Genomic DNA, 21,370 nt, shown 5'->3' on the forward strand with positions numbered 1-21,370 from the left:
ATCAAGTCCGCCGACATCGTCGCCGACTTGTCGACGCCGGACGGGCGAAAGGAAGCGGCGGATCGCGTTCTGAAGGCCTCGGATGCCGCACTGGACGGCGCCGTCCTCGCAGCAGGTCTCGGCCCGGCCCGGCAACCCGACCGCCCGCGTCAGATCGCCGCGGTCAATTACTTCGGAGTCGTCGATCTGCTGGACGCGTGGCGGCCGGCTCTAGCCGCCACTCCGAGAGCGAAGGTCGTCGTGTTTTCGAGCAACTCCACAACCACGACACCCGCGGTTCCGCGGCGCACCGTGCGTGCGTTGCTTGCGCATGACCCCCAGAAGGCGGTGCGCTCTGTGCGCTTCTTCGGCAGGATCGCTCCGGCGCTGATGTATGCCGCGTCCAAGATCGCCGTGAGCCACTGGGTCCGGCTCAACGCGGTGACGCCCCAGTGGGCGGGTTCGGGTATCCGCCTGAACGCTCTCGCTCCGGGAGCAATCTTGACGCCTCTTCTGGAAGAGCAGCTGTCGAACCCGCAGGAGGCGAAGGCCGTTCGATCATTCCCAATCCCCATCGGAGGCTACGGCGACGCAGGGCAGCTGGCCGACTGGGTCTGCTTCATGCTCTCAGATTCTGCGGACTTCTTATGCGGAAGCGTTATCTTCGTCGATGGCGGATCGGACGCCTATTTCCGCGCTCGCGATTGGCCGAAAGCTGTCCCAGCTTATCGGTTGCTCTCATACCTTAAACGGTTCAGGGCTTGACTGATGGGCGACGCCGGTATGCGTGAGGTGCTCTCGGCCTCAAGAGATCTGGTGACAGCCGTCAGGGCACTCATGGTGGCCGCGTCGATCAGCGACGTCGATGCGCCGACGATGCATCAAGCGACTCAGCTGGTGAACCGGGCGAGCAAAATGCTTGCTGCACGGGTGCGGACCACCGGACGGCGAGAGCACCTGGATCGCGGCGCCATCGCACGGTTACGTGGCGGTGAACCATGGGAAGTCTTCACGCACAACCCCATGGGCATACCCCTGCGAATCAGTGTGTCCGGAGCCGAGGCCACAGCGACTGTGATGACTACCGCGCTGTTCGAAGGTCCGCCGGGGATACTCCATGGCGGATTCGTCGCGGCGATGCTGGATGCGCTGTTGAGCACGCTCGTTCAGGCGCAGGAAATCCGGGCATTCACCGTCAAACTCGACGTTCGGTTTCTTCGAGCGGTCAACATTGGCACCGAACTTCAGTTGCACGGCACCATCAAAGCGGTCGAGGGTCGGAAAGTTCATGCAGCAGGATCGATTCGGGGCGGCGATGACGTGATAGCGGAGGCCGACGCGCGGTTCATCACGATCCCCGGCGAACCCGACTGACCGAGTGCGATCGGAACCAGTCTGAGAACAACCTCAGTCCTTGGCCGCCGCCATACCGGCGCGGCGACCATAGAAGCTGCCGTCACCCAGTGAAGCTCCGCTGACATACCCGCCCGTGCAGATGCCCGACGTGCAGCGGCCCGCTGCGTACAGTCCAGGAATCGGCTTCCCCGAGACGTGCATCACCCGGGAATCGAGATCTGTTTTCAACCCGCCCAGCGTGAAACCGGCCGTGCACCCGCGCAAGTCGTAGCCCGCCAGCGGTCTCCCAATGGGCTTGACCCATTCGGGTTTCTTGCCGAGTAGAGGATCCGAGTCGTGGATGGCATGCCGGTTGTAAACGGCCACTGTCGCTTGCAGCGCGCCTGGCGGCAGCCCGATCTCAGCCTCGAGTTCTTCGACGGATTCTGCCACCCATGTCGGGGGCCGGGCACCCGGCATGCCGGTCTCGCTGGCCAACGCCTGCTCCAGCGACTCTTCGTCGATGATCAGGTAGGCCTCGTTGTCCTGCTGAATGAGCGTGGCCTGTCCGATCCGGCCCGGATAGGTGTCCTCGGGGACGAAACGCTGCCCGCGGCCGTTGACCAGAATGCCGCGGACCACCATCCGTGGATCGGCCAAGAACGCGACCTCGGTGGCATCCATGTGGGCGATGTCGGCGCCGAGCGCCTGGGCGACGCGGATGCCGATGCCGTCGTGCTCCTCGATGGCAGCCGCGGGCCGCCCGATCAAGCGCGGGGCATACGCCTGGACCATGCTGTCGTTGTACGCGAAGCTGCCGGTGGCCAGCACCACGCCGCGCTCGGCGCGTATCGCGAGTTCCTCACCGTATTGCGTTGCGATGATGCCGACCACTCGTCCGTCGTCGTCGATGATCAGTCGCCGCAGCCGGATATCGTATTCGACTTGGGCACTTAGCTTTTCGGCGATGTCGGCGAGCGGCTTCATCAGCATGTAACCGGCGCCCTTCTCCCCGGTGCGTTTGTTGGCCATCTGCGGCAGATGCCCGCGGGGGGCCGGGTTGGCAATCGTGTTAAATGGCGCCGCGTTCTCCCCGCCGGAGTACATCAGGCCCTCGTCGTGCGGCGGCTCCCAGCCGGGTTCGGCCCAAAACGCCGCCCTGAACGGGACCCCGCAATCGACGAGCCAGTTGTAATGTTCGACGCTGCCGCGGCAGTAGTGGCCGATCTTTGCGCGGTCGGCGCCGGGGCCCACCGCTGCTAGCAGAAACGCCTCCATGTTGTCGGGCGAGTCGTGGAAGCCCAGAGCGGTCTGCAGCGGCGTGCCGCCGCCGAGGTAGATGAATCCGCCTGATAAGGCCGCGGCGCCGCCCCAGCCTCCGGTGCGTTCAAGAATGAGCACGTCGGCGCCGGCGCGGGCCGCTTCGATAGCGGCACAGACGCCGGCGATGCCGTAGCCCGCGACAACGACATCCGCTTGCCTGGCCCAGCGTGTGACGTCGCTAGCTCTCATGGGGTGCACGTCGAACGAATGGGTGACGGCGTCGGGTGTGTGGGACACGCCGGGACGCTACGACGCCGTCGTGTCTTGCACAACGCCAGGTTCTACCTGTTGGGAGACCGGCTGGAGATGTTGCTACCCGCTTTTCTTCGCCGAGGGGCGCTGGACCGCGTATTCGCGTCGTCGCAGGCTGGCCAAGATCATCCGCATCCCCGCCCGGTGTGACGCTCCCAGCTCGGCGAAGTCCCCGGACTCCACCCACCGGATGTACACCTGGCGTCCGGTCTCGATGATCAGGCGAGCGGGCAGGGCACGCAGGAACGGGTCCTCACCCAGATCGAAATGACGGGCGAGGAACTCGGTGACCGGTTCGCAGAGTTTTTCACCCCAGTCCAGCCAGCGCAGACGGTACTGGGCGTCTTTGACGATGAGCGTCATGAACTTGCGGTCGAATTCCTCGACGTGACGTTCGGCGACTTCGGTGGTGAATGCATGGACCAGCGTGTCAATCGGGTCGGCGTCGGGGGAGGACTGTTCTAGAACTTCGAGGCTGACTTCTCCAAAGCTGCCCAAGAGCGGCATGATGACGTCTTCTTTGACCGGAAAGTGCCGGTGAAAGGTGCGCGGAGCAATGCCGACGATCTCGCAGATCCGTTCGACGGTTGCTGAGGTGTCTCCGTCAGCGACGAAGAGATCTCGTGCCGTGATGGCAATCTCTAGCCTGAGTTCCTCGGCGCGTCGCTCGGTCAATGACCGCCTGGCCAATCTGGTCACTGGGTCCCCTTGCTTCCTTAGCTCTACTCAACACTAACCCGCCTACGGCGATACGCGAGTGGGCCAGTTCGGTACGGGCTTCTGTGCTGACCCCATGTGAGCTGCTTTACACAGCGGCAATAATGTGCTTAGACTCACGTGTCAGATTATGCCACACAGTCAGACTATGACAAGGCTGGGAGTCGGAGGTATACATGGCAACGACGCAGATCCAAGAGGCGCCCGCCGCGATGATCGACCGCGTCTCGACGGTGTTGGACGCCTTCGTCGGTCAGCGACCTCTCACCCTCGCCGAGGTGGCGCGACGATCGAATCTGCCGCCGTCATCGACCCATCGCATCCTGCAACGCCTGGTGGGACTGGGCTGGGTCGAGCGCTGCGGCTTCGAGTACGCGCTCGGGATACGGATGTTCGAGTTGGGGTCGCAGGTGGTCCGCCAGCGCGGTGTGCACGAAGCGGCGCTGCCGGTAATGACCAGGCTGCATCGGCAGACAGGCTGTACGGCGTACCTGAGCACTCTGGTGGGTTCGGAGATCCTCCATCTGGAACGCGTCGGCCTGTGGCCCAAGACAGATCCGTCGTGGGGCGTCGGCGGGCGTCAGCGGGCTGAGTTGACCGCCCCCGGCCTTGCGCTGCTGGGCGCGATAGCGCCCGAGGATTGGCCGGAGCTGACCTTCCAGGCACCGCCGACCTGCTACAGCGTTCGCTCGCGCGCACACCTGGAGCGTGAACTGCAGCGGGTCCGCGACCGCGGCGGTGTGGCGGTGGATGCGCAGGGCTGCGCGCTGGGGATCACCGTCGTCGCAGCGGCTGTCGATGTCCACGACGATCGGGGCCCTGTCGCCTTGTCATTGTGTGGTCCGACGAAATCCGTTCGCACCGATGCCCTGGTCGCCGCCGTACGCACCGGGGCCGCCGACGTCTGGTACGCCGTCTCGGGAATGCCCCGGATGCGCAACCGCTCGGTGTGTCCCGCCGCCGCGGTCGGCTTCCGATGAGCGGAAAGCGCGTCTGTTGCGCCCCGAGGACGCTGACCAGGATGACTGTGAGCCGGCACCAGCCCGCCCACCAATGTGTTCGACTACGAACTGCGGAGGAGTGATGGCGTCAGTGGACTCGGCGGCTGTCCGCTCGATCGAGGCGCAAGCCCCGCCGGACCGGTACGCACGGGGTTGGCACTGTCTGGGGCTTGGCGATGCCTTCCGCGACGGTGAGCCGCACGCGGTGCACGCGTTCGGGACGAAGCTCGCGGTCTTCGCCGACAGCGCAGGGACGCTGCACGTGCTCGACGCGTACTGCAGGCACATGGGCGGCGACCTCGCGACGGGCACGATCAAGGGCGATGAGGTGGCCTGCCCGTTTCACGACTGGCGCTGGTCGGGTTCGGGACGCTGCGTGCAGATTCCCTACGCCCGGCGCGTACCGCGGCTGGCCAGGACCAAGGCGTGGCCGGTGCTGGAGGAGAACAAACAGCTGTTCGTCTATCACGATCCCCAGGGCAATCCGCCGCCGCCCGGGGTGACCATTCCGCGGATCGACGCCGTATTCAGCGACGAATGGACGGATTGGACCTGGAACTCGGTCCTGATCGAAGGCGCGAACTGCCGCGAAATCATCGACAACATCGTCGATATGGCGCATTTTTTCTACGTGCACTACTCGTTTCCGACGTACTTCAAGAACATCTTCGAGGGTCATTTGGCCAGCCAATATATGAAGTCGACGGGCCGCGGTGACATCGTTTTGGGATCCAACTACACCGAGGCCGCCGGCGCAGAGCAGCCGATGAACCGCTCGGAGGCCACCTATTACGGGCCGGCCTACATGATCAACTGGCTGCACGGCTCGCACGGGAGGGCCAACAGCGAGTCGGTGCTGATCAACTGCCACTACCCAGTCAACCCAACGAGTTTCGTCTTGCAGTGGGGAGTCATCGTCAAGAAGCAACCAGGTCACTCGCCGGAGCTTTCCCAAAAGATCGGCCGCGGCACGGCCAAGGGTGTGGAGATCGGCTTCCTACAAGATGTCGAGATCTGGAAGCACAAGGCCCGCATCGACAACCCGCTGCTGACCGAAGAAGACGGCCCCGTCTACCAGCTGCGCCGGTGGTATGAGCAGTTCTACGTCGATGTTGAGGATGTCACGCCGGAGATGACCGACCGTTTCGAATTCGAACTCGACACCGAGCGCCCGAACCAATACTGGCGACAAGAAGTCGCTGAAAACCTCGAGCGCCAAGGCGGGATTCCGGTCAATCCCGCCGCGCAGCGGCCCAGCCCGGCCGGCTCCGCTGAGCCGTCCAACGCCGTTGCCGCTCCGAAATAGTGGGAGCCATCGTGCCGCCGCGCCACCCCTACCTCGTGCGGGATTTCCGGGTGCTCGACTTCACGACGGGCATCGCCGGGCCGTATGCCACCAAGCTGCTCGCCGACGCCGGCGCCGATGTGGTCAAGGTCGAGACGGGGCAGGGGGACGAGTACCGGCGGTGGAGCGCATCGGGCGCCGACCTGCACGACACGGACGGTGCGATGTTCTGCTACCTCAACGCCGGGAAACGATCGGTCATCGGCGGCCCGTCGGACTCCTATGTGCGGCAATTGCTTTCGCGTGCCGACCTGCTCGTTGAGGCGGGCGTCAGCGATGCCGAACTCGAAGTGATCCGGTCCGATTTCCCCCTGCTCGACGTTTTGTCGATCTCCCCGTTCGGCCGGTCCGGACCCTGGCGGGAGCGTCCGTGGACCGAGTTCACCCTGCAGGCCCTGGCCGGGTCGACCGGGGGCCGCGGGTTTCCCGACCGCGCGCCCGTGCACGCCGGTGGCCAGCTCGGCGAGTGGATCGCAGGGAGCTATGCGGGGGCCGCGGCGCTGGTGTTGCGCACAGCGGCCCGGCGTCACGGCCGGCGCGGCCGGCATATCGACATGTCCATGCTCGAGTGCCTGTGCGTGGCGATGTCGCTGTACGCCCCGCTGACCGCCAGCCTGTCTGGAAAACCGCCGACCGGGCGCACCGTGGAGATTCCGTCTGTCGAGCGCAGCGCCGACGGGTGGGTCGGTTTCTGCACCATCACCGGTCAGATGTTCCGCGACTTCCTGCTGATGATCGATCGAGCCGATCTGCTCGATGACCAGACGATCATCGATCCCAAGCTGCGCCAGGGCCGATACAGCGAGTTCCAGAAGATCATCGAAGAGTGGACCACGACGCTGCCCACCGCGGCGATCGAAGACATCGCCAGCGCGCTGCGCATCCCGGTGTCGCCGCTGGGCACGCCGGGCACGGTCACCGCCAACCAGCAGTTCGTGGCGCGTGGCGTGTTCGTCGACAACCCGTCAGGATTCTCCCAGCCGCGCCGGCCCTACCTCGTCGACGGCGACGCGGGCGAGGGCCCCCGGCGAGCGCCACGGTTGGGTGCCGACACCGGCCGCGTGCGGTGGAGTCCCCATCAGGCGCAGGCCGGGGACCTAACCGACGCCGAGCCCCTGGCCGGCCTGCGGGTGGTGGACCTGACCGGATTCTGGGCCGGCCCCGCGGGCACCCAGGTGCTCGCCGCGTTCGGCGCCGACGTCATCAAGGTGGAATCCACCCAGCGTCCCGACGGGATGCGGTTCACGTCCACCCGCCCGCCCACCGTGGACGGCTGGTGGGAATGGGGCGCGGTGTTTCAGGGCACCAACGCCGGAAAGCGTGGCATCACCCTCGACCTGTCGGGGCCCGACGGGCGCGAGGCCCTGCTGGCGCTGCTCACCCAGGCCGATGTGCTGATCGAAAACTATTCGCCGCGGGTGTTGGACAACTTCGGCCTCACCTGGGAGCTGCTGCAGGGCGTCAACAGCAGGCTGACGCTGGTGCGGATGCCGGCGTTCGGCCTCGATGGTCCCTGGCGCGATCGCACCGGATTCGCGCAGACGATGGAACAGGCAACCGGTCTGGCCTGGATGACCGGCTACCCCGATGCGGCACCGATGGTGCTGAAGGGACCGTGTGATCCGGTCGCCGGGTTGCACGCAGTCGTGGCCACCCTGGCCGCACTGGAGAGAACCGACGAGCTCGGCCGCGGCGTGTTCGTCGAAGTGCCTATGGTCGAGACCGCGCTGAACATCTCCGCCGAGGTGGTCATCGAATACGGCGCTTACGGCGCCGAACTGGTTCGGGCGGGAAATCGTGGGCCCGTCGCCGCGCCGCAGAACCTGTATCGGTGCGCCGGCCCGGGCGACGACGCGTGGCTCGCGCTGGCCGTCGCCACCGATGAGCACTGGCAGGCCCTGCGCGCGGCGCTGTCTGACCCCGACTGGGCGCGGGCGCGCGAGCTGGCCGACGCGGCGGGCAGGCGACGCGCGCACGACGTGATCGACGGGCGGCTGGCGGCCTTTTGCGCCGACCGTGACGCGGCGGGACTCGCCGAAGCGCTTGTCGCCCGGGGCATCCCGGCAGCACACGTGGTGCCACCGGCGCAGGCGTTAGACAATCCGCAGTTCGCCGCAAGAGGTTTCGCCGAGGCGATCGATCACCCGATCGTCGGCACCCACCGGCTTCCGGGTCTGCCGTTTCGGCTCACCGGCCTGCGCCGGCCGTGGTTCACGCGGCCGGCACCCATGCTCGGACAACACAACGACGAGGTGCTCCTAGGCGTCGCGGGGTTCACCCCGGACCGCATCGCCGAGCTGCGGCGTCGCGGCGTCGTCGGCGAAAGGCCGCAAAACCTGTGAGCCAGCATCCTTTTCGTGACGTCGTCATCGTCGCCGCATACAACACCCGGCAAGCGCGGGTGCTTAAAGGCCACACCGCGTTCTCGATCACGCTGGCGGCCGCCCGCGGCGTGCTCGCCGAGGCCGGCGTCGCGGCCACCGAGGTCGACGCCGTGTTCAGCAAGCACGCCGCCGAACTGATCTACGCACTGGGCATCGGGCCGGTCTGGAACTCCAACTCCAAGGGCGGCATCGCCGGAGTCCTGCAGGCCGCCAGCCTGGTTGCGACCGGGCTCGCGCACACCGTGCTGCTGGCCGACGGTGAGGCGGGAGTGTACACGCAGCGCAACGCCACCGCGCCGTGGACCCGGCCGGCCAACGAGTTCGTGGTCCCGTTCGGTCTGTACACCGCGGCGGAATTCGCGCTGATCGCGCGGCGCCACATGCATCGCTACGGCACCTCCGAAGAGCAGATGGCCCTGCAGATGGCGGAGGTGGCCGCCACCATCCGCAATAACGGGCATGTCAACCTCGAGGCGGTCTACTACGGCCGCGGCCCGTTCACTCCGGCGGATGTGTTGTCGTCGCGGATGATCGCCGAGCCGTTCCGTCTGCTGGACTGTGCGATGACCTCGGAAGGCGGTTGCGGGCTGCTGATCACCACCGCCGCCCGGGCCGCGGATCTCCCCGGCAGCGGGGTGTACATCCTCGGCGGGGGCCTGGACTGCCTGGGGCCCGCCTACCGGCACGCGCCGCGCTGGGACCTCGCCGGGCGCGGCAGCGACATCCCCAACGGCTACGTTGGGCGTCGCGCCGCCCGCAATGCGTTCGCCGCGGCGGGACTGCGGCCGGCCGACGTGGACGTCTGCGAGCTGTATGACCCGTTCTCGTTTGAAATCATCCGGCAATTCGAAGCATTCGAATTCTGCACCGAGGGCGAAGGGGGCGACTTCGTCATGGACGGCCGGATCGGACCCGACGGCCGATTCCCGATCACGACGGACGGCGGGTTGATGTCCTACAGCCATGGCGGCGGCGTCGTGCAGCTGACCCAGCGGGTCGCGCGCGGGGTGCACCAGCTGCAGAAGCAATGCCGCAGCCGCCAGATCCCCGACGCGCAGGTGGCGCTGTGCAGCAACGGGGGCGCGGGAGCGCTCTTCACCGATGTCGTGCTGCTGGGAAGTGAGCGCCCATGACGGTCCTGCAGCCACAGCGCCCCGGCATCCCGCTGCCGGAGCCAACGCCGGTGTCTCAGCCGTTTTGGGACGGCTGCGCCGCCAAAGAACTGCGCTACCAGCGCTGCCAGGCGTGCGGGCACACGGAGTTCGACCCCGCCTGGGCCTGCCGCGCATGCGGGGCCGACGACCTCATCTGGCAGGTCAGCGACGGTCGGGGCCGGGTGTACAGCCACACCGTCGTCTGGCGCCCGCAGACACCGGAATTCACGATTCCCTACGCGGTCGTGATCGTCGCATTCGACGACGGGTTCACGCTGCTGACCAACCTGATCGGCTGCCGGGTCGAGGAGGTGCGGGTGGGGCTTCGGGTGCGCGTCGTGTTCCACGACATGGGCGCCATCACCCTGCCCTACGTGGAGCCGGAACCGGAGGGCAACCATGGGAATTGACCTGATCCTCGACATGGCGGCGGGCGCCCACGGTGACCGGGTGGCCCTTGGTCGGCGTGCCGGGGGGCTCAGTTTCGCCGACCTCGACCGCGCCGCGGCGGGCGGCGCGGGCGTGCTGCGCGCGTCGGGCGCGGGCAGCATCGCCTACATCGGGCTGAACGGGCCCGTCCTACCCGCCCTGATGTTTGCGGCCACCCGGGCGGGGATCCCGTTGACCCCGCTGAACTATCGGCTGTCGGCCGGGCAGCTGCGCGCGCTGCTCGCCGAGCTGGACCGCCCTTATGTGGTGGCCGACCAGGCATTCATGCCCGCGGTGGCTGCGGCGGCGCCCTCGGAAGAGTGGCTGGACCTGGCGTTGGCGAGCGAGCCGGTGGCACCCGCGCAGGTGGACGACAGCGCTCCGGCCGTGGTGCTGTTCACCAGCGGCACGACGTCGAAACCAAAAGCCGTGGTGCTGCGGCACTCTCACCTGCTCAGCTACGTGCTGGAGACGGTGGAGTTCGGCTCCGCCGATGCCGAGGACGCCGTGCTCGTGAGCGTCCCGCCCTACCACATCGCCGGCGTCGGTTCGGTGCTGAGCAACCTGTACGCCGGGCGGCGGATGACCTACCTGCCGGACTTCCATCCCGGCGAGTGGCTCCAGCTCGTCCAACACGACCGGGTGACCCACGCGATGGTGGTTCCCACCATGCTGGCGCGCATCGTCGGCGAACTCGACGGCGCCACCGCCGATGCGCCGGCGCTGCGCTCGATCGCCTACGGCGGCGCCCGGATGCCGTCGACGGTGCTGCGCGCCGCGCTGAACGCCTTCCCCGGAAGCGATTTCGTCAACGCGTACGGACTCACCGAAACCAGTTCCACCATCGCGGTGTTGGGGCCGGAGGACCATCGCGCGGCGCTGGCCGGCGATGCGGTGGCGATCACCCGGCTGGGATCGGTTGGGCGCATGGTCCCCGGGGTGCAATGCCAGATCCGCGGCGAGCACGGCGAACCGCTGGCGCCGGGTGAGACGGGGGAGATCTGGGTGCGCGGCGCGCAGGTGTCCGGCGAGTACCAGGGCATCGGTTCTGTTCTCGACGAGTTCGGCTGGTTCCCGACCCGCGACCGCGGACGCCTCGACGCCGACGGCTACCTGTTCCTCGACGGACGTTCCGACGACACGATCATCCGCGGCGGCGAGAACATCGCGCCAGCCGAGATCGAAGACGTGCTGATCGAACATCCGGCCGTCGACCAGGTCGTGGTTCTCGGTGCCCCCGACGAGGAGTGGGGGGAACGCATCGTCGCGGTGATCGTCCCCGCGGCCGGCGCCGATCCCGACCCGCACGACCTGCGCGCGTGCGTGAAAGCCCGGTTGCGCTCCTCGCGCACGCCCGACGAGGTGGTGTTCCGGTCCGAGCTCCCCTACACGGCGACCGGCAAGGTGCTGCGCCGCGAACTTCTCGCCGACGCGGGTGAGAGAAAGGCACTTCCATGACCACAGATCACGCCGCGGAGCTGTTGGGTCTAACCGATGCGGTGGCGCTGGTCACCGGCGGCGCCGGCGGCATCCCGAAGGCGACCGCGATCGCCCTGGCCAAGGCAGGCGCCCACGTCGCGGTGGTCGACCTCGCCAACGAGTTCACCGCCGAGACCGTCAAGGAGATCGAGGGGCTGGGCCGGCGGGCCATCGGGCTGCACGCCGACGTGCGGCGCGGCGAGGACGTGCACGCGATGGTTGAGGCAACCCGCGGCGAGCTGGGCCCGATCACCGTGGCGGTGAACGGCGTTGGCAGCCTCGGCGCCGCGACGCCGAAATCGTTCCTGGATTACGGCGCCGACGAATGGAACGGCCCCATCGAGCTCAACCTCACCTCGGCCATGCTGTGCATGCAGGCCGAGGCTGTCGCGATGATCCGCGACGGGATGGCCGGGCGGATCGTCAACTTCGGCTCGACCAGCGGTGTCACCGCCGCACCGTCGGTCTCGCATTATGGTGCAGCCAACGCGGGTGTGATCCATTTGACCACGTCGGTCGCGCTGGAGCTGGCACCGTATGGCATCCGGGTCAACTGTGTGGTTCCCGGCACCCACAACATCGACCGGACGGGTCGCGAGACGCCCACGTCGCGCCGGCCGGAGCAGGCGGAATTTTTGCGCAGAGCCGCCGAGGCCACCCCACTCAAGCGGCTCGGGCTAGCCGAGGAGACCGCGGGTGTCGCGTTGTTTTTGGCCTCGAATCTGTCGTCGTACATGACCGGGCACGCGGTGATCTCCGACGGCGGCATCACCCACACCACCGCGCGCCCCCCGGTCGGTGCGCTGAAACCGCTGGCGCTCAGCGGAATCGGAGGCGGTGATGAGTGAGCTGGAGATCATCGACTGCCACTGCCACATCCTGCGCACCGCCGACCACAGCTGCGACCTATACAGCAATCTGCTGCGGTTCAGTGCGGCGATGGGGCTGCCCGACAAACCCGGCTTCTTCGGCACCCCCGACGAGGCCGAAAAGGTCATGGACGCCACCGGCATCGCGCACATGAACATCCTGATGTTCACCTGGTCGGGGGTGTACTGGCGGCAAGGCCAGAACATCCTGCCCGACGAGTCGGTCGAACGGGCGCGCGAAGCCGAGGAGCTGCGGCGGCGGATCGTGCGGCGGATCCGCGACAACAACAGCTGGGCGCTGGCGCAGGCGGCGGCGAGTCCGCGGTTGAGCTGTTTCGTGGGCCTGGACCCGGTGCTGATGGACGAGCAGACGCTGCTGGCCGAGGTGGACAACGGGATCCGCCGGGGGGCGCTGGGTGTCAAGCATGTGCCGATGAACCACGGCACCGAGGGCGACGACCCCCGGATGTGGCCGGTGTACGACTACTGCGCAGGCGCGGGGATTCCGATCCTGACCCAGGCGGCCGGGTTCATGCCCGGCCGACCCCGCCACTACGCCAAGGTGCTCGACGACTTCCCGAAGCTCAAGCTGATCTTCGCCCACCTCGGGCACGACCGGCGGTTCGGTCGGGGCGCCGACGCGGAGGTGCTCGAGCTGGCGCAGACCTTTCCCGGTGTGCACACCGACGTTTCGCTGCGGCTCATCGAGCTGGTGGATGGGCATGTGAGCGCCGACGATCTGGTCGCGCACCTGCGCGCCATCGGCACCGACCGGGTGCTGTTCGGCAGCAACTGGATCATCAGCGAATACCTGTGGATGCGTGCCCGCGGCGGAACCACCCCCAGCTCCAGTCACGACCGCCTCGACCGCGAACTCGACGTGCTCAAGACGCTGCCGTTGACCGACGAGGAGCGCGTGGACTTGGCGTCGCGCAACTTCCGCCGCCTGACGGGGATGGCGTCGTGAGCACCGCGCTGACCCACGTGGCGGTGGTGACGGGTGCCAGCCGCGGCATCGGCCGCGCGATCGCGCGGCGGCTGGCCGCCGACGGTATCGCCGTCGCGGCGGTGTCGCGGTCGATGAAGGCCGGCGACGGCAAGTTCGCCGGGTCGTTGGAGGAAACCGTCGCGCAGATCACCGCCGACGGCGGTCACGCCGTGGCCATCCCGTTCGACCTGGCCGATGTGGCAGGTGACCGGCGCGGTGTGATCGATGCGGCGCGCGTCGAGTTCGGCGCCCCGGTCGACATTGTGGTGAACAACGCCGCGGCGTCGCGGCGTTTCGACGTGCTGTTCGCCGACATGAGCAGGCAGGTGTTCTTCGAGGCGGTCGAGACGAACGTCTGGGCGGCGTGGGAATTGGCCGCGGCGGCCGTTCCGGGCATGCGCGAGCGCGGCGCCGGCTGGATCCTGAACATCTCCTCTTCACAGGCCGGCCCGCGGCTCGGGCCGCCGTTCGCGGACAACCCGACCAACGGCGCCGTACTGTACGGCGGGACCAAGGCATTCATCGACCGCATCACCACCGGCGCGGCCATGGACCTCTATCAGGACAACATCGCGGTGAACACCCTGGCACCCGAATTCCAGGTGGCCACGGACAACGCGCTCACGGTTTCCTCTGTGCGCATGGACAATTCGGAACCCGAGGAGACCATCGCCGAGGCGGCGCTGGCGCTGTGCACCGGCGACCCGAAGACACTGACCGGCCGGATCGCCTACAACCTCTCGCTGCTCGTCGAGCTCGGGCGACCGGTGCGCACCCTCGACGGAGCCGCGCTGCTACCCGGCTGGCAGCCCGGCGAGATCGACCCGGGCCGGCTGCGGGCGCCGTACCTGCAGACCGGATCACGAAACACTCAGTGAAGAAAGGCAAATGATGGCACTGCAACCGTCGATGAAACTCATCTCGGTCGACGACCACCTCATCGAGCATCCGCACGTGTGGACCGACCGGCTGTCACATAAATACCTCGAACGAGGCCCGCGTATCGTCGACGAACCGTCGCCGTCCGGCGGGCTGCCGATCCAGGTCTGGTACTACGAAGGCAAGCGTTTCCCGGCGATCGGCCTCAACGCGGTCGCCGGGAAGAAACCCGAGGAGTTTGGTGTCGAGCCGGTACGCTACGCCGACATGATCCCCGGTTGCTACGATCCCAAAGCACGACTGGTCGACATGGACCTCGACGGGGTGCACGCGGCCGCGAACTTCCCGTCGTTCCCGCGCTTCGCCGGCGGGCTGTTCACCAAGGAGAGCGAGGATTTCGATCTCGCGCTGGCGTGCGTGCAGGCCTACAACGACTTCGTCATCAACGAGTGGTGTGCGACCACCCCGAACCGGTTCATCCCGCTGATCATCCTGCCGTTGTGGAACCCCGACCTTTGTGTCACCGAGATCGAACGCTGCGCGGCCAACGGCGCCAAGGGCATCACCTTCCCGGAGAACACTGTGCCGCTGGGGCTGCCGTCGATCTACACCGATCACTGGGAGAAGGTGTTTTCCATCGCCGAGGAAACCGACATGCCGCTGTGCATGCACTTCGGGTCCTCGGGCTCACCGCCGGTGACTGCGCCGGAGGCGCCCTACGCCGTCACGATCGCGCTGTATGGCACCAACTCCATGTCCGCCACCGCACACCTGCTGTTCTCGCCGGTATTTCACCGACACCCCAAGCTGAAGGTGGCGCTGTCGGAGGGCGGCGTCGGCTGGGTTCCGTACCTGCTGGAACGCATCGACGGCACGTGGGAGCGCCACCGCTGGTATCAGAACGTGGTCAAAGACGTCCGGCCGTCCGACCTGTTCCACAAGCACATTTACGGATGCTTCATCGACGACGTCGCCGGACTGAAGGCGCGCTACGACATCGGCATCGCCAACATGACGTGGGAATGCGATTACCCGCATTCGGACTCGTATTGGCCGCACAGCCGCCGCTACGCCGAGAAGGTGTTCGCTGATATTCCCGACGACGAGGTCCATCAGATCGTCGAGTTGAACACCCGCAAGCTGTTCAACTTCTACGACGAGCCGGGCGATTGACCTCATGCCCGGAAAAGACATCGACGCCTCGGACTGGACCGAACGCGACCTGCTCACGCGGGAACTCGCCGCGGAGCGGTTGGCCGCCGATGAAGCCGAGACGCTGGCCGAACTCACCGCGCTGCAGGCCGGCGGTGCAGCCGACCCCGGTGCGGTTGCGCAGCTGCAACGGCGATTGACCGCGCTTCGCGCGACTCGGGCCAACGTCGAGGCCGACCGATGAACCCGGCCCAGCAGCGAGCTGTTGCAACTCGCAGCGGGTTCCAGTCAGTGGACTCTCCCGCGGGGAGGGGCGTCGATGAACCGTAGTCTGCTGTCGCGGCCGTGGAGTATGCGGCCGCGCCGTCAGCCAACAGTGTGAAGGCCGTGCATTTGAACCCCGCCGTCAATGACACCGGTTTGCTCGCCGGGCTTCGGGTTCTGGAGGTGTCCAGAACCATCGCCGGCGCCTATGCGGGCAAATTGTTCGCGGACGTGGGCGCCGACGTGGTGCTTGCCGAGCCGGCCGGCGGACACCCGCTGCGCGAGGACGATCAGCGTGGCGACTCGGACGCCCCGCTGTTCGCCTTCCTCGCGGCGGGCAAAGCCGCCACCACGCGGGACTGGGTCGAGCTCGCCGCCGAAGCGGATGTCCTCATCGTGGAAACCGCGGACCTGCCCGACCGCGGGTTGCTCCACCGGCTGGCCGAACGTGCTGTCGTCGTTGCGATCACGCCCTGGGGACTGACCGGGCCCTACGCGGAGTCGCCACGCCCGTGGACGGAATTCATCGTGCAGGCCGAGGCGGGCTCGTTGAGCGGCCGGGGAGAGCCGACGTCGTATCCACTGGCGGCTGGTGGGGCCGAAACACTCTGGGTGGCCGGGTCTTTCGCCGCTACGGCCGGTCTTGGTGCGGTCGTGGGGATGGTGCGGGACGGGCGTGGCGAGTTGGTCGACGTGTCCCTTCTCGAGGTGACGACGTATGCCGCGACGATGTTCGCCGACGTCGCCGCGACGATCAGCGGTGCATCTCACGAACCGACGGTGTTGCGCCGCCGGCTCGTCCCGTCGGTCGAGCCGGCCTCGGACGGCTGGGTCGGGTTCAACCTCGCCTCGGCGCAAAACCTCGAGGATTTCCTCGTTCTCATCGACCGGCCCGACTGGCTCGCTGACGAGGACATAAAAACCCACGCGGGCCGCTACCGCCGGTCGGCCGAGTTCTCGGCGGCGGTGCACGCGTGGACCATTCAACGTACGGTGGCCGAGATCGTCGAATCCGCCGCCCTGTTCCGGATTCCGTGTTCGCCCGTGCACAACGCCGCGACGATCCTCGACGATCCGCAGGTGACCGCCCGCGGATTCTACGTCGAGGACGCCTCCAGGCGGTTTCGCCAGCCGTCGGTGCCGTTTGTCTTTGACGGCGTCCGGCCGGCGTCCGCGCGGCCGGTACCCGAACCGCGCGACGACGCCCGGTTCACGCCGCGGATCGCGCCGGCCGCCTCGACCGCACCGGGTCAGTTCGTGGAGAGCCCGCCGTTGGCCGGCCTGCGGGTGATCGATTTCGGCAACTGGTGGGTCGGTTCACTGGTGGGCACGATCCTGGGTTCGCTCGGCGCGGACGTCATCAAGATCGAGTCGACCCGCCGCGTCGACGGCGCGCGGATGCTCGGCGGCACCATCACCCACGACGAACTGTGGTGGGAATACGGGTGGATCTACCTTGGCGCCAACCACAACAAGCGGGCTGTGACACTCGATTTCTCCACCCCGCAGGGCCGGGAGTTGATCGAACACTTGATCGCCGACGCCGATGTGGTGCTGGAGAACTACGCGCCGCGGGTGCTCGACAATGCGGGACTCGACTGGCCGGGTGTGCAGGCCCTCAACCCTGCGATCGTGATGCTACGCATGCCGGCGTTCGGGCTGTCCGGCCCCAACCGCGACATGGTGGGCTACGCTCAGACCGTCGAGCAATACTCCGGAATGTGCTGGCGGACAGGCTATCCCGATGGGCCGCCGGTGAACCCGAGCGGCCCCGCCGACCCGATGGGCGGATCGAACGCGGCGTTCGCACTGCTGGCCGCGCTGCAGCACCGGGAACGGACCGGTCGAGGAATGTTGGTGGAAGCGCCACTGGTGGAGGCCGCGCTGACCATGACGGCCGAGCAGGTGGGGGAGTGGACCGCCCATCGCAGGCTGCTCGAACGCGACGGCAACCACCTCAGGGACCATGCCCCCCAAGGGGTTTACGCCGGCAGCGGCACCGAGCAATGGCTGGCGGTGTCGGTGGTCACCGACGACCAGTGGCGGGCGCTTGTCGCCTACACCGGCATACCGGGTTGGGATGACCCGGCCCTGGCGACACCCGCCGGTCGCTGGCAGCGCCGATACCGGCTCGACGCCGACTTGAGCGCATGGGCGGCGGACCGCGACGTCGCCGCAACCGCCGAGCAGTTGGTCGCGCTCGGCGTGCCGGCCGCCCACGTTGTCGACCAGCGATTCGTCCACGAGCATCCCCAGATCGCCGCTCGGGGCTACTTCGAGGACATCGACCACCCCGTGCACGGACTGATACCGCTTCCGGTGCTGCCGTTCCGATACGGGCGGATCGGCAGGTGGTCACACCAGGCGCCGCCGACGGTGGGCCAGCACAACATCGAGGTTTTGGAGAAGGAACTGGGCTTGTCCCGCGCATACGTCGAGCAACTCGCCAACGACGGCCTCATCGGCTGCCGGCCGGCCGGTCTGTAGTCACTACCTGATCGAAGGAGATCACCACGATGAGCACTTCATTCGCGGCCGGCAGGCTAGCCACCGGCTTCAGCTGGACCGAATGTCCGCGTTGGCATGACGGTCTGTTCCACTTCTCCGACATGTACAACGGCCGCATCGTCGCGGTCGACGACGACGGGCGCACCCAGACGCTGCTCGACCTGTCCGGCAGGCAGGGGCTCGAAGGCCAGCCAATCGTCACTGTCGGCACCGGTTTCCTGCCCGACGGGAGGCTGCTCGTCAACTCCATGTTCGAACGGGTCGTGTTGGCCTACGACGGATCGGCGACGAGCGTGTACGCGGACCTAAGGGAATTGGCCATCGGCCCGATCAACGACATGGTCATCGACGCGGCCGGTCGCGCCTACGTCACCCAACTGGGCTGCAACCTGTTCGCCGGTGAAAGCCCCAAGGAATCACCGATCCTCGTCGTCGAGCCCGACGGCACGGCGCGGATCGCCGACGAGGCGGGCCCGCTGATGGGCGCCAACGGCATCGCGATCTCCGCCGACGGCGCCGCCCTGGTCACCGCGGAGACATTCGCCGACAAGATCACCGCCTTCGACATCGGGCCGCACGGCAAGCTCACCGGGAAGCGGACCTTCGCGGAGATGCAGGGGGACTATCCCGACGGGCTCTGCCTCGACGAGCAGGGTGCGGTCTGGACGGCGCTCACCGCCGCCGGACGTGTGGTTCGCGTCGCCGAGGGCGGGGAGATCGTCGCCGAGGTCAGCCCACCGGCCGCCGAGTGCGGCGTCTCCACCGCCTGCGGCCTCGGCGGTGCGGACCGCCGCACGCTCTACATCTGCTGCGGCTTTGAAGTCATGGATGCCGAGAAGTCGCGGCGCGAAGGCCAGGGCTCGATCTGGACCGCGCGGGTGCCCGTCACCGGCGGCTCGGCCCGGCCCTAGATCCGAACGGCTGTGAAGGAAATCCGATGACATTCCTGGACTTTTCTGATCGCGTGGTGATCGTGACCGGCGCCGGTCGCGGCTTGGGTCGCGCCTACGCCGAACTGCTGGGCGCCCGCGGCGCCGCGGTCGTGGTGAACGATCCCGGCGGCGCGGTCGACGGCACACCGACCGGCGAGGATCCCGCCGCCCAGGTGGTCGCGGGCATCGTGGCCGCCGGTGGCCGGGCGGTGGCCTCGACGGCGACGGTGGCCACCGAGGACGGGGCGAAGGCCATCGTGGCTACCGCCGTGGAGGCGTTCGGTCGCATCGACGCGGTCATCAACAACGCGGGAATCTACTTTGTGCGCCCGTGGCTGGAGATTTCGCTGCGCCAATACCAGCGCTTCCTCGACGTGCACTACTTCGGCAGCCTGCTGGTCAGCCGGGCCGCCTGGCCGCACCTCGTGGAAGCCGGCGCGGGCCGCATCGTCAACACGGTGTCCAGTGCGATGCTCGGCGCGCCGGACATGGTGCACTACGGCTCGGCCAAGGGCGCGATCTTCGGGCTGACCCGCAACCTGGCGGTGGCCGGGGCCGCGCACGGCATGAAGGTCAACGCCGTCGCCCCGGGGGCCGGCACCAGGATGATCGACGAGGCCGCTCCCGCGCTGCCACCGGGCACCGCCGAGTTCATGAAGCAGGCGATGCCACCAGAAATGGTGGCACCCGTCGCGGCGTATCTCGCGCACCAAAGCTGCGCCATCACCGGCGAAGTCCTCAACGCCGCCGGCGGCGGCGTCAACCGGCTCGTCGTGGCCAACACGGCCGGGATCGCCGATCCCGACCTGACCCCCGAAACCGTCGCCGACCGCCTCGACGAGATCCTGGCGATCGGAGATCTGGAGCCCACACCGCTGATGCTGCCGACACCCGTGGCCGGCTCATGAGCGGCGAATGGACCGTAGAGGTCGACCGTGCCGCGTGCGTGGGCAACAAGATGTGTATTGCGCTGGCCCCCGACGTGTTCGAGTTGGTCGACGGCAAGTCGAGCGTGCGCAACAGCCGCCAAGCGCCATCGGCCGCGCTCGTCGATGCCTACGAATCCTGCCCGGTCTCAGCGATCGTGCTGCGTGATGAGGACGGGCGAGAAATCGAAACCGATGCCTGAAAACGGAGATCCCAGATGACCAAGACACTGCCCCAGTACCCGTTTCCCGCCACGTCACCCGAGGAAGCGGTCGAGGCCTACCACCGGCTCCTCGAAGACCGGCCGATGACCAAGGTGACCATGCCGGTCGGTGGTGACGCCTGGGTCATCCACCGGTATGAGGCTGCACGACAGATGTTGGAAAGCCCGAAGTTCGTGCGCGGGCCATTCGCTCGTGGCGAGCAGGAACCGCCGTATTTCGTGCACTACCCCGATTTCCTGAAGACCACGATTCAGATGGCCGACCCGCCGGACCACACCCGGCTGCGCAAGCTCGTCGCAAAGGCGTTCACCGCCCGCCGGATCGCGCAACTGCGGGACGGTACGCAGCGCATCGCCGACGAACTTCTCGACACCATGGCAGCCAACGGCGCGCCGGCCAACCTTGTCGCCGAATTCTCGCTGCCGCTGCCGATTCGGGTGATCTCCGAATTGTTGGGCGTGCCGCTGTCGGATCGCGACAAGTTCGTCGAATGGAGCAAGTCGACGCTCGCGACGTCGGGGATGACCGAGCAGGCGATCGCTCAGGCCGGGGCAGAGCTGTATCTGTACCTGGCCGAGCTGGTCACCGCCCGGCGAGAAGAGCCGCGCGACGATCTCCTCAGCGCACTCGCCGCAGCGCGAGACGAAGACGATTCGCTCACCGATGAAGAGATCCTGCGGATGGCGATGGTCATCATCGTCGGCGGTTTCGACAACACGGCCAACTTCATCAACCAGGGCGTGGTGGCGTTGCTGCGCAATCCGGAACAGCTGAGGGTATTGCTCGCCGACATCGACGGGGTTGTTCCTACCGCGGTCGAGGAGGTGCTGCGGCACGGATTCTTCGCAATCGGCGAACTGGTCACCGGGTCAGGCGGGCTGCCGCCGTTTCTGGCTGCCGAGGACGTCGAGATCGACGGAGTGTTGGTCAAGAAAGGCGAAGCCGTGCTTATCGACCCCGCGAGCACCAATCACGACCCGCGTGAGTTCGAGAACTCGGGCGCGTTCGACGTCACCCGCACACCCAACCGGCATCTGACGCTGAGCCACGGCGTGCACCACTGCCTTGGGGCGCCGCTGGCGCGCATGGAGATGCAAGTCGCGTTGGCCTCGCTATTCAAGAGGTTCCCCACACTGCAGCTCGCTGGCGAGCCGCAGTATGCGGCGGAGTACCTCACAGCGGGCATGTCGATGCTCCCGGTGAAGTGGCGACGCCCATGACACGGAGTT

20 protein-coding genes are annotated in these 21,370 nt (G+C 67.4%); 18 read left to right on the top strand and 2 right to left on the bottom strand.

The features are described 5' to 3' along the window. Both VKG81_RS15985 and VKG81_RS15990 read left to right on the top strand, forming a co-directional pair. Positions 1 to 744: SDR family oxidoreductase (locus VKG81_RS15985; protein ID WP_324397542.1), on the top strand; the 744-nt coding region annotated here is incomplete at its 5' end. Positions 745 to 747: 3 nt separating this feature from the next. Beyond that, positions 748 to 1,353, top strand: coding sequence for a PaaI family thioesterase (locus VKG81_RS15990; RefSeq protein WP_324397543.1), 606 nt, complete (start codon positions 748 to 750; stop codon positions 1,351 to 1,353). A gap of 33 nt (positions 1,354 to 1,386) precedes the next feature. On the opposite strand, the gene VKG81_RS15995 is transcribed toward VKG81_RS15990, so the two are convergent. Together VKG81_RS15995 and VKG81_RS16000 are read right to left on the bottom strand one after the other, a co-directional pair. Next, a complete protein-coding gene (locus VKG81_RS15995; protein WP_324397569.1) occupies positions 1,387 to 2,835 on the bottom strand; it encodes an FAD-dependent oxidoreductase in 1,449 nt (482 codons plus the stop codon). 114 nt (positions 2,836 to 2,949) lie between these two features. Then, positions 2,950 to 3,588: a TetR/AcrR family transcriptional regulator gene (locus VKG81_RS16000; RefSeq protein ID WP_324397544.1), complete on the bottom strand. Its 639-nt coding sequence runs from the start codon at positions 3,586 to 3,588 to the stop codon at positions 2,950 to 2,952. 194 nt (positions 3,589 to 3,782) lie between these two features. Here VKG81_RS16000 and VKG81_RS16005 point away from each other — a divergent pair, with 194 nt between their 5' ends. From VKG81_RS16005 to VKG81_RS16080, 16 genes are all read left to right on the top strand, one after another. Then, positions 3,783 to 4,586 carry an IclR family transcriptional regulator gene (locus tag VKG81_RS16005; RefSeq protein ID WP_324397545.1) on the top strand — a complete coding sequence of 268 codons (804 nt, stop codon included), beginning with the start codon at positions 3,783 to 3,785 and terminating at the stop codon, positions 4,584 to 4,586. Positions 4,587 to 4,689: 103 nt separating this feature from the next. Continuing rightward, positions 4,690 to 5,913, top strand: coding sequence for a Rieske 2Fe-2S domain-containing protein (locus tag VKG81_RS16010; RefSeq protein ID WP_324397546.1), 1,224 nt, complete (start codon positions 4,690 to 4,692; stop codon positions 5,911 to 5,913). Positions 5,914 to 5,924: 11 nt separating this feature from the next. Then, positions 5,925 to 8,294, top strand: coding sequence for a CoA transferase (locus VKG81_RS16015; protein ID WP_324397547.1), 2,370 nt, complete (start codon positions 5,925 to 5,927; stop codon positions 8,292 to 8,294). Then, a complete protein-coding gene (locus VKG81_RS16020) occupies positions 8,291 to 9,469 on the top strand; it encodes a thiolase family protein (RefSeq protein ID WP_324397548.1) in 1,179 nt (392 codons plus the stop codon). Before VKG81_RS16015 ends, VKG81_RS16020 begins: the two co-directional genes overlap by 4 nt. Next, positions 9,466 to 9,900 (top strand): Zn-ribbon domain-containing OB-fold protein, encoded by a 435-nt coding sequence (locus VKG81_RS16025; RefSeq protein WP_324397549.1) that lies wholly within the window; start codon positions 9,466 to 9,468, stop codon positions 9,898 to 9,900. Before VKG81_RS16020 ends, VKG81_RS16025 begins: the two co-directional genes overlap by 4 nt. Continuing rightward, entirely contained in the window at positions 9,890 to 11,377 is a 1,488-nt protein-coding gene (locus VKG81_RS16030; RefSeq protein ID WP_324397550.1) for a class I adenylate-forming enzyme family protein, read from the top strand. The genes VKG81_RS16025 and VKG81_RS16030 overlap by 11 nt, the downstream gene beginning before the upstream one ends. After that, positions 11,374 to 12,246, top strand: coding sequence for an SDR family NAD(P)-dependent oxidoreductase (locus VKG81_RS16035; RefSeq protein ID WP_324397551.1), 873 nt, complete (start codon positions 11,374 to 11,376; stop codon positions 12,244 to 12,246). Before VKG81_RS16030 ends, VKG81_RS16035 begins: the two co-directional genes overlap by 4 nt. Continuing rightward, entirely contained in the window at positions 12,239 to 13,234 is a 996-nt protein-coding gene (locus tag VKG81_RS16040) for an amidohydrolase family protein (protein ID WP_324397552.1), read from the top strand. Before VKG81_RS16035 ends, VKG81_RS16040 begins: the two co-directional genes overlap by 8 nt. Next, positions 13,231 to 14,133, top strand: coding sequence for an SDR family NAD(P)-dependent oxidoreductase (locus VKG81_RS16045; RefSeq protein ID WP_324397553.1), 903 nt, complete (start codon positions 13,231 to 13,233; stop codon positions 14,131 to 14,133). Before VKG81_RS16040 ends, VKG81_RS16045 begins: the two co-directional genes overlap by 4 nt. A 13-nt stretch (positions 14,134 to 14,146) precedes the next feature. Further along, positions 14,147 to 15,307 (top strand): amidohydrolase family protein, encoded by a 1,161-nt coding sequence (locus VKG81_RS16050; protein WP_324397554.1) that lies wholly within the window; start codon positions 14,147 to 14,149, stop codon positions 15,305 to 15,307. Between the two features lie 4 nt (positions 15,308 to 15,311). After that, positions 15,312 to 15,530 carry a hypothetical protein gene (locus tag VKG81_RS16055; RefSeq protein WP_324397555.1) on the top strand — a complete coding sequence of 73 codons (219 nt, stop codon included), beginning with the start codon at positions 15,312 to 15,314 and terminating at the stop codon, positions 15,528 to 15,530. A gap of 143 nt (positions 15,531 to 15,673) precedes the next feature. Further along, positions 15,674 to 18,037, top strand: a complete 2,364-nt coding sequence (locus tag VKG81_RS16060; protein ID WP_324397556.1) for a CoA transferase — start codon at positions 15,674 to 15,676, stop codon at positions 18,035 to 18,037. A 29-nt stretch (positions 18,038 to 18,066) separates the two neighbouring features. Next, positions 18,067 to 18,969 carry an SMP-30/gluconolactonase/LRE family protein gene (locus VKG81_RS16065; protein WP_324397557.1) on the top strand — a complete coding sequence of 301 codons (903 nt, stop codon included), beginning with the start codon at positions 18,067 to 18,069 and terminating at the stop codon, positions 18,967 to 18,969. A gap of 26 nt (positions 18,970 to 18,995) precedes the next feature. Continuing rightward, positions 18,996 to 19,898: an SDR family NAD(P)-dependent oxidoreductase gene (locus VKG81_RS16070; protein WP_324397558.1), complete on the top strand. Its 903-nt coding sequence runs from the start codon at positions 18,996 to 18,998 to the stop codon at positions 19,896 to 19,898. Further along, on the top strand, positions 19,895 to 20,119 hold the full coding sequence (locus tag VKG81_RS16075; protein WP_324397559.1) for a ferredoxin: 225 nt from the start codon (positions 19,895 to 19,897) through the stop codon (positions 20,117 to 20,119). Before VKG81_RS16070 ends, VKG81_RS16075 begins: the two co-directional genes overlap by 4 nt. Positions 20,120 to 20,134: 15 nt before the next feature. After that, positions 20,135 to 21,361, top strand: a complete 1,227-nt coding sequence (locus VKG81_RS16080) for a cytochrome P450 (RefSeq protein ID WP_324397560.1) — start codon at positions 20,135 to 20,137, stop codon at positions 21,359 to 21,361. Positions 21,362 to 21,370: the final 9 nt, after the last annotated feature.

Source organism: Mycobacterium sp. (genome assembly GCF_035314905.1).
Classification (GTDB): domain Bacteria; phylum Actinomycetota; class Actinomycetes; order Mycobacteriales; family Mycobacteriaceae; genus Mycobacterium.

Excerpts from the sequence above, each read along its gene's own strand:
- VKG81_RS15990 (WP_324397543.1), top strand. The coding sequence starts at position 748 with ATGGGCGACGCCGGTATGCGTGAGGTGCTCTCGGCCTCAAGAGATCTG.
- VKG81_RS16005 (WP_324397545.1), top strand. The coding sequence starts at position 3,783 with ATGGCAACGACGCAGATCCAAGAGGCGCCCGCCGCGATGATCGACCGC.
- VKG81_RS16010 (WP_324397546.1), top strand. The coding sequence starts at position 4,690 with ATGGCGTCAGTGGACTCGGCGGCTGTCCGCTCGATCGAGGCGCAAGCC.
- VKG81_RS16025 (WP_324397549.1), top strand. The coding sequence starts at position 9,466 with ATGACGGTCCTGCAGCCACAGCGCCCCGGCATCCCGCTGCCGGAGCCA.
- VKG81_RS16030 (WP_324397550.1), top strand. The coding sequence starts at position 9,890 with ATGGGAATTGACCTGATCCTCGACATGGCGGCGGGCGCCCACGGTGAC.
- VKG81_RS16035 (WP_324397551.1), top strand. The coding sequence starts at position 11,374 with ATGACCACAGATCACGCCGCGGAGCTGTTGGGTCTAACCGATGCGGTG.
- VKG81_RS16040 (WP_324397552.1), top strand. The coding sequence starts at position 12,239 with ATGAGTGAGCTGGAGATCATCGACTGCCACTGCCACATCCTGCGCACC.
- VKG81_RS16050 (WP_324397554.1), top strand. The coding sequence starts at position 14,147 with ATGGCACTGCAACCGTCGATGAAACTCATCTCGGTCGACGACCACCTC.
- VKG81_RS16055 (WP_324397555.1), top strand. The coding sequence starts at position 15,312 with ATGCCCGGAAAAGACATCGACGCCTCGGACTGGACCGAACGCGACCTG.
- VKG81_RS16065 (WP_324397557.1), top strand. The coding sequence starts at position 18,067 with ATGAGCACTTCATTCGCGGCCGGCAGGCTAGCCACCGGCTTCAGCTGG.
- VKG81_RS16070 (WP_324397558.1), top strand. The coding sequence starts at position 18,996 with ATGACATTCCTGGACTTTTCTGATCGCGTGGTGATCGTGACCGGCGCC.
- VKG81_RS16075 (WP_324397559.1), top strand. The coding sequence starts at position 19,895 with ATGAGCGGCGAATGGACCGTAGAGGTCGACCGTGCCGCGTGCGTGGGC.
- VKG81_RS16080 (WP_324397560.1), top strand. The coding sequence starts at position 20,135 with ATGACCAAGACACTGCCCCAGTACCCGTTTCCCGCCACGTCACCCGAG.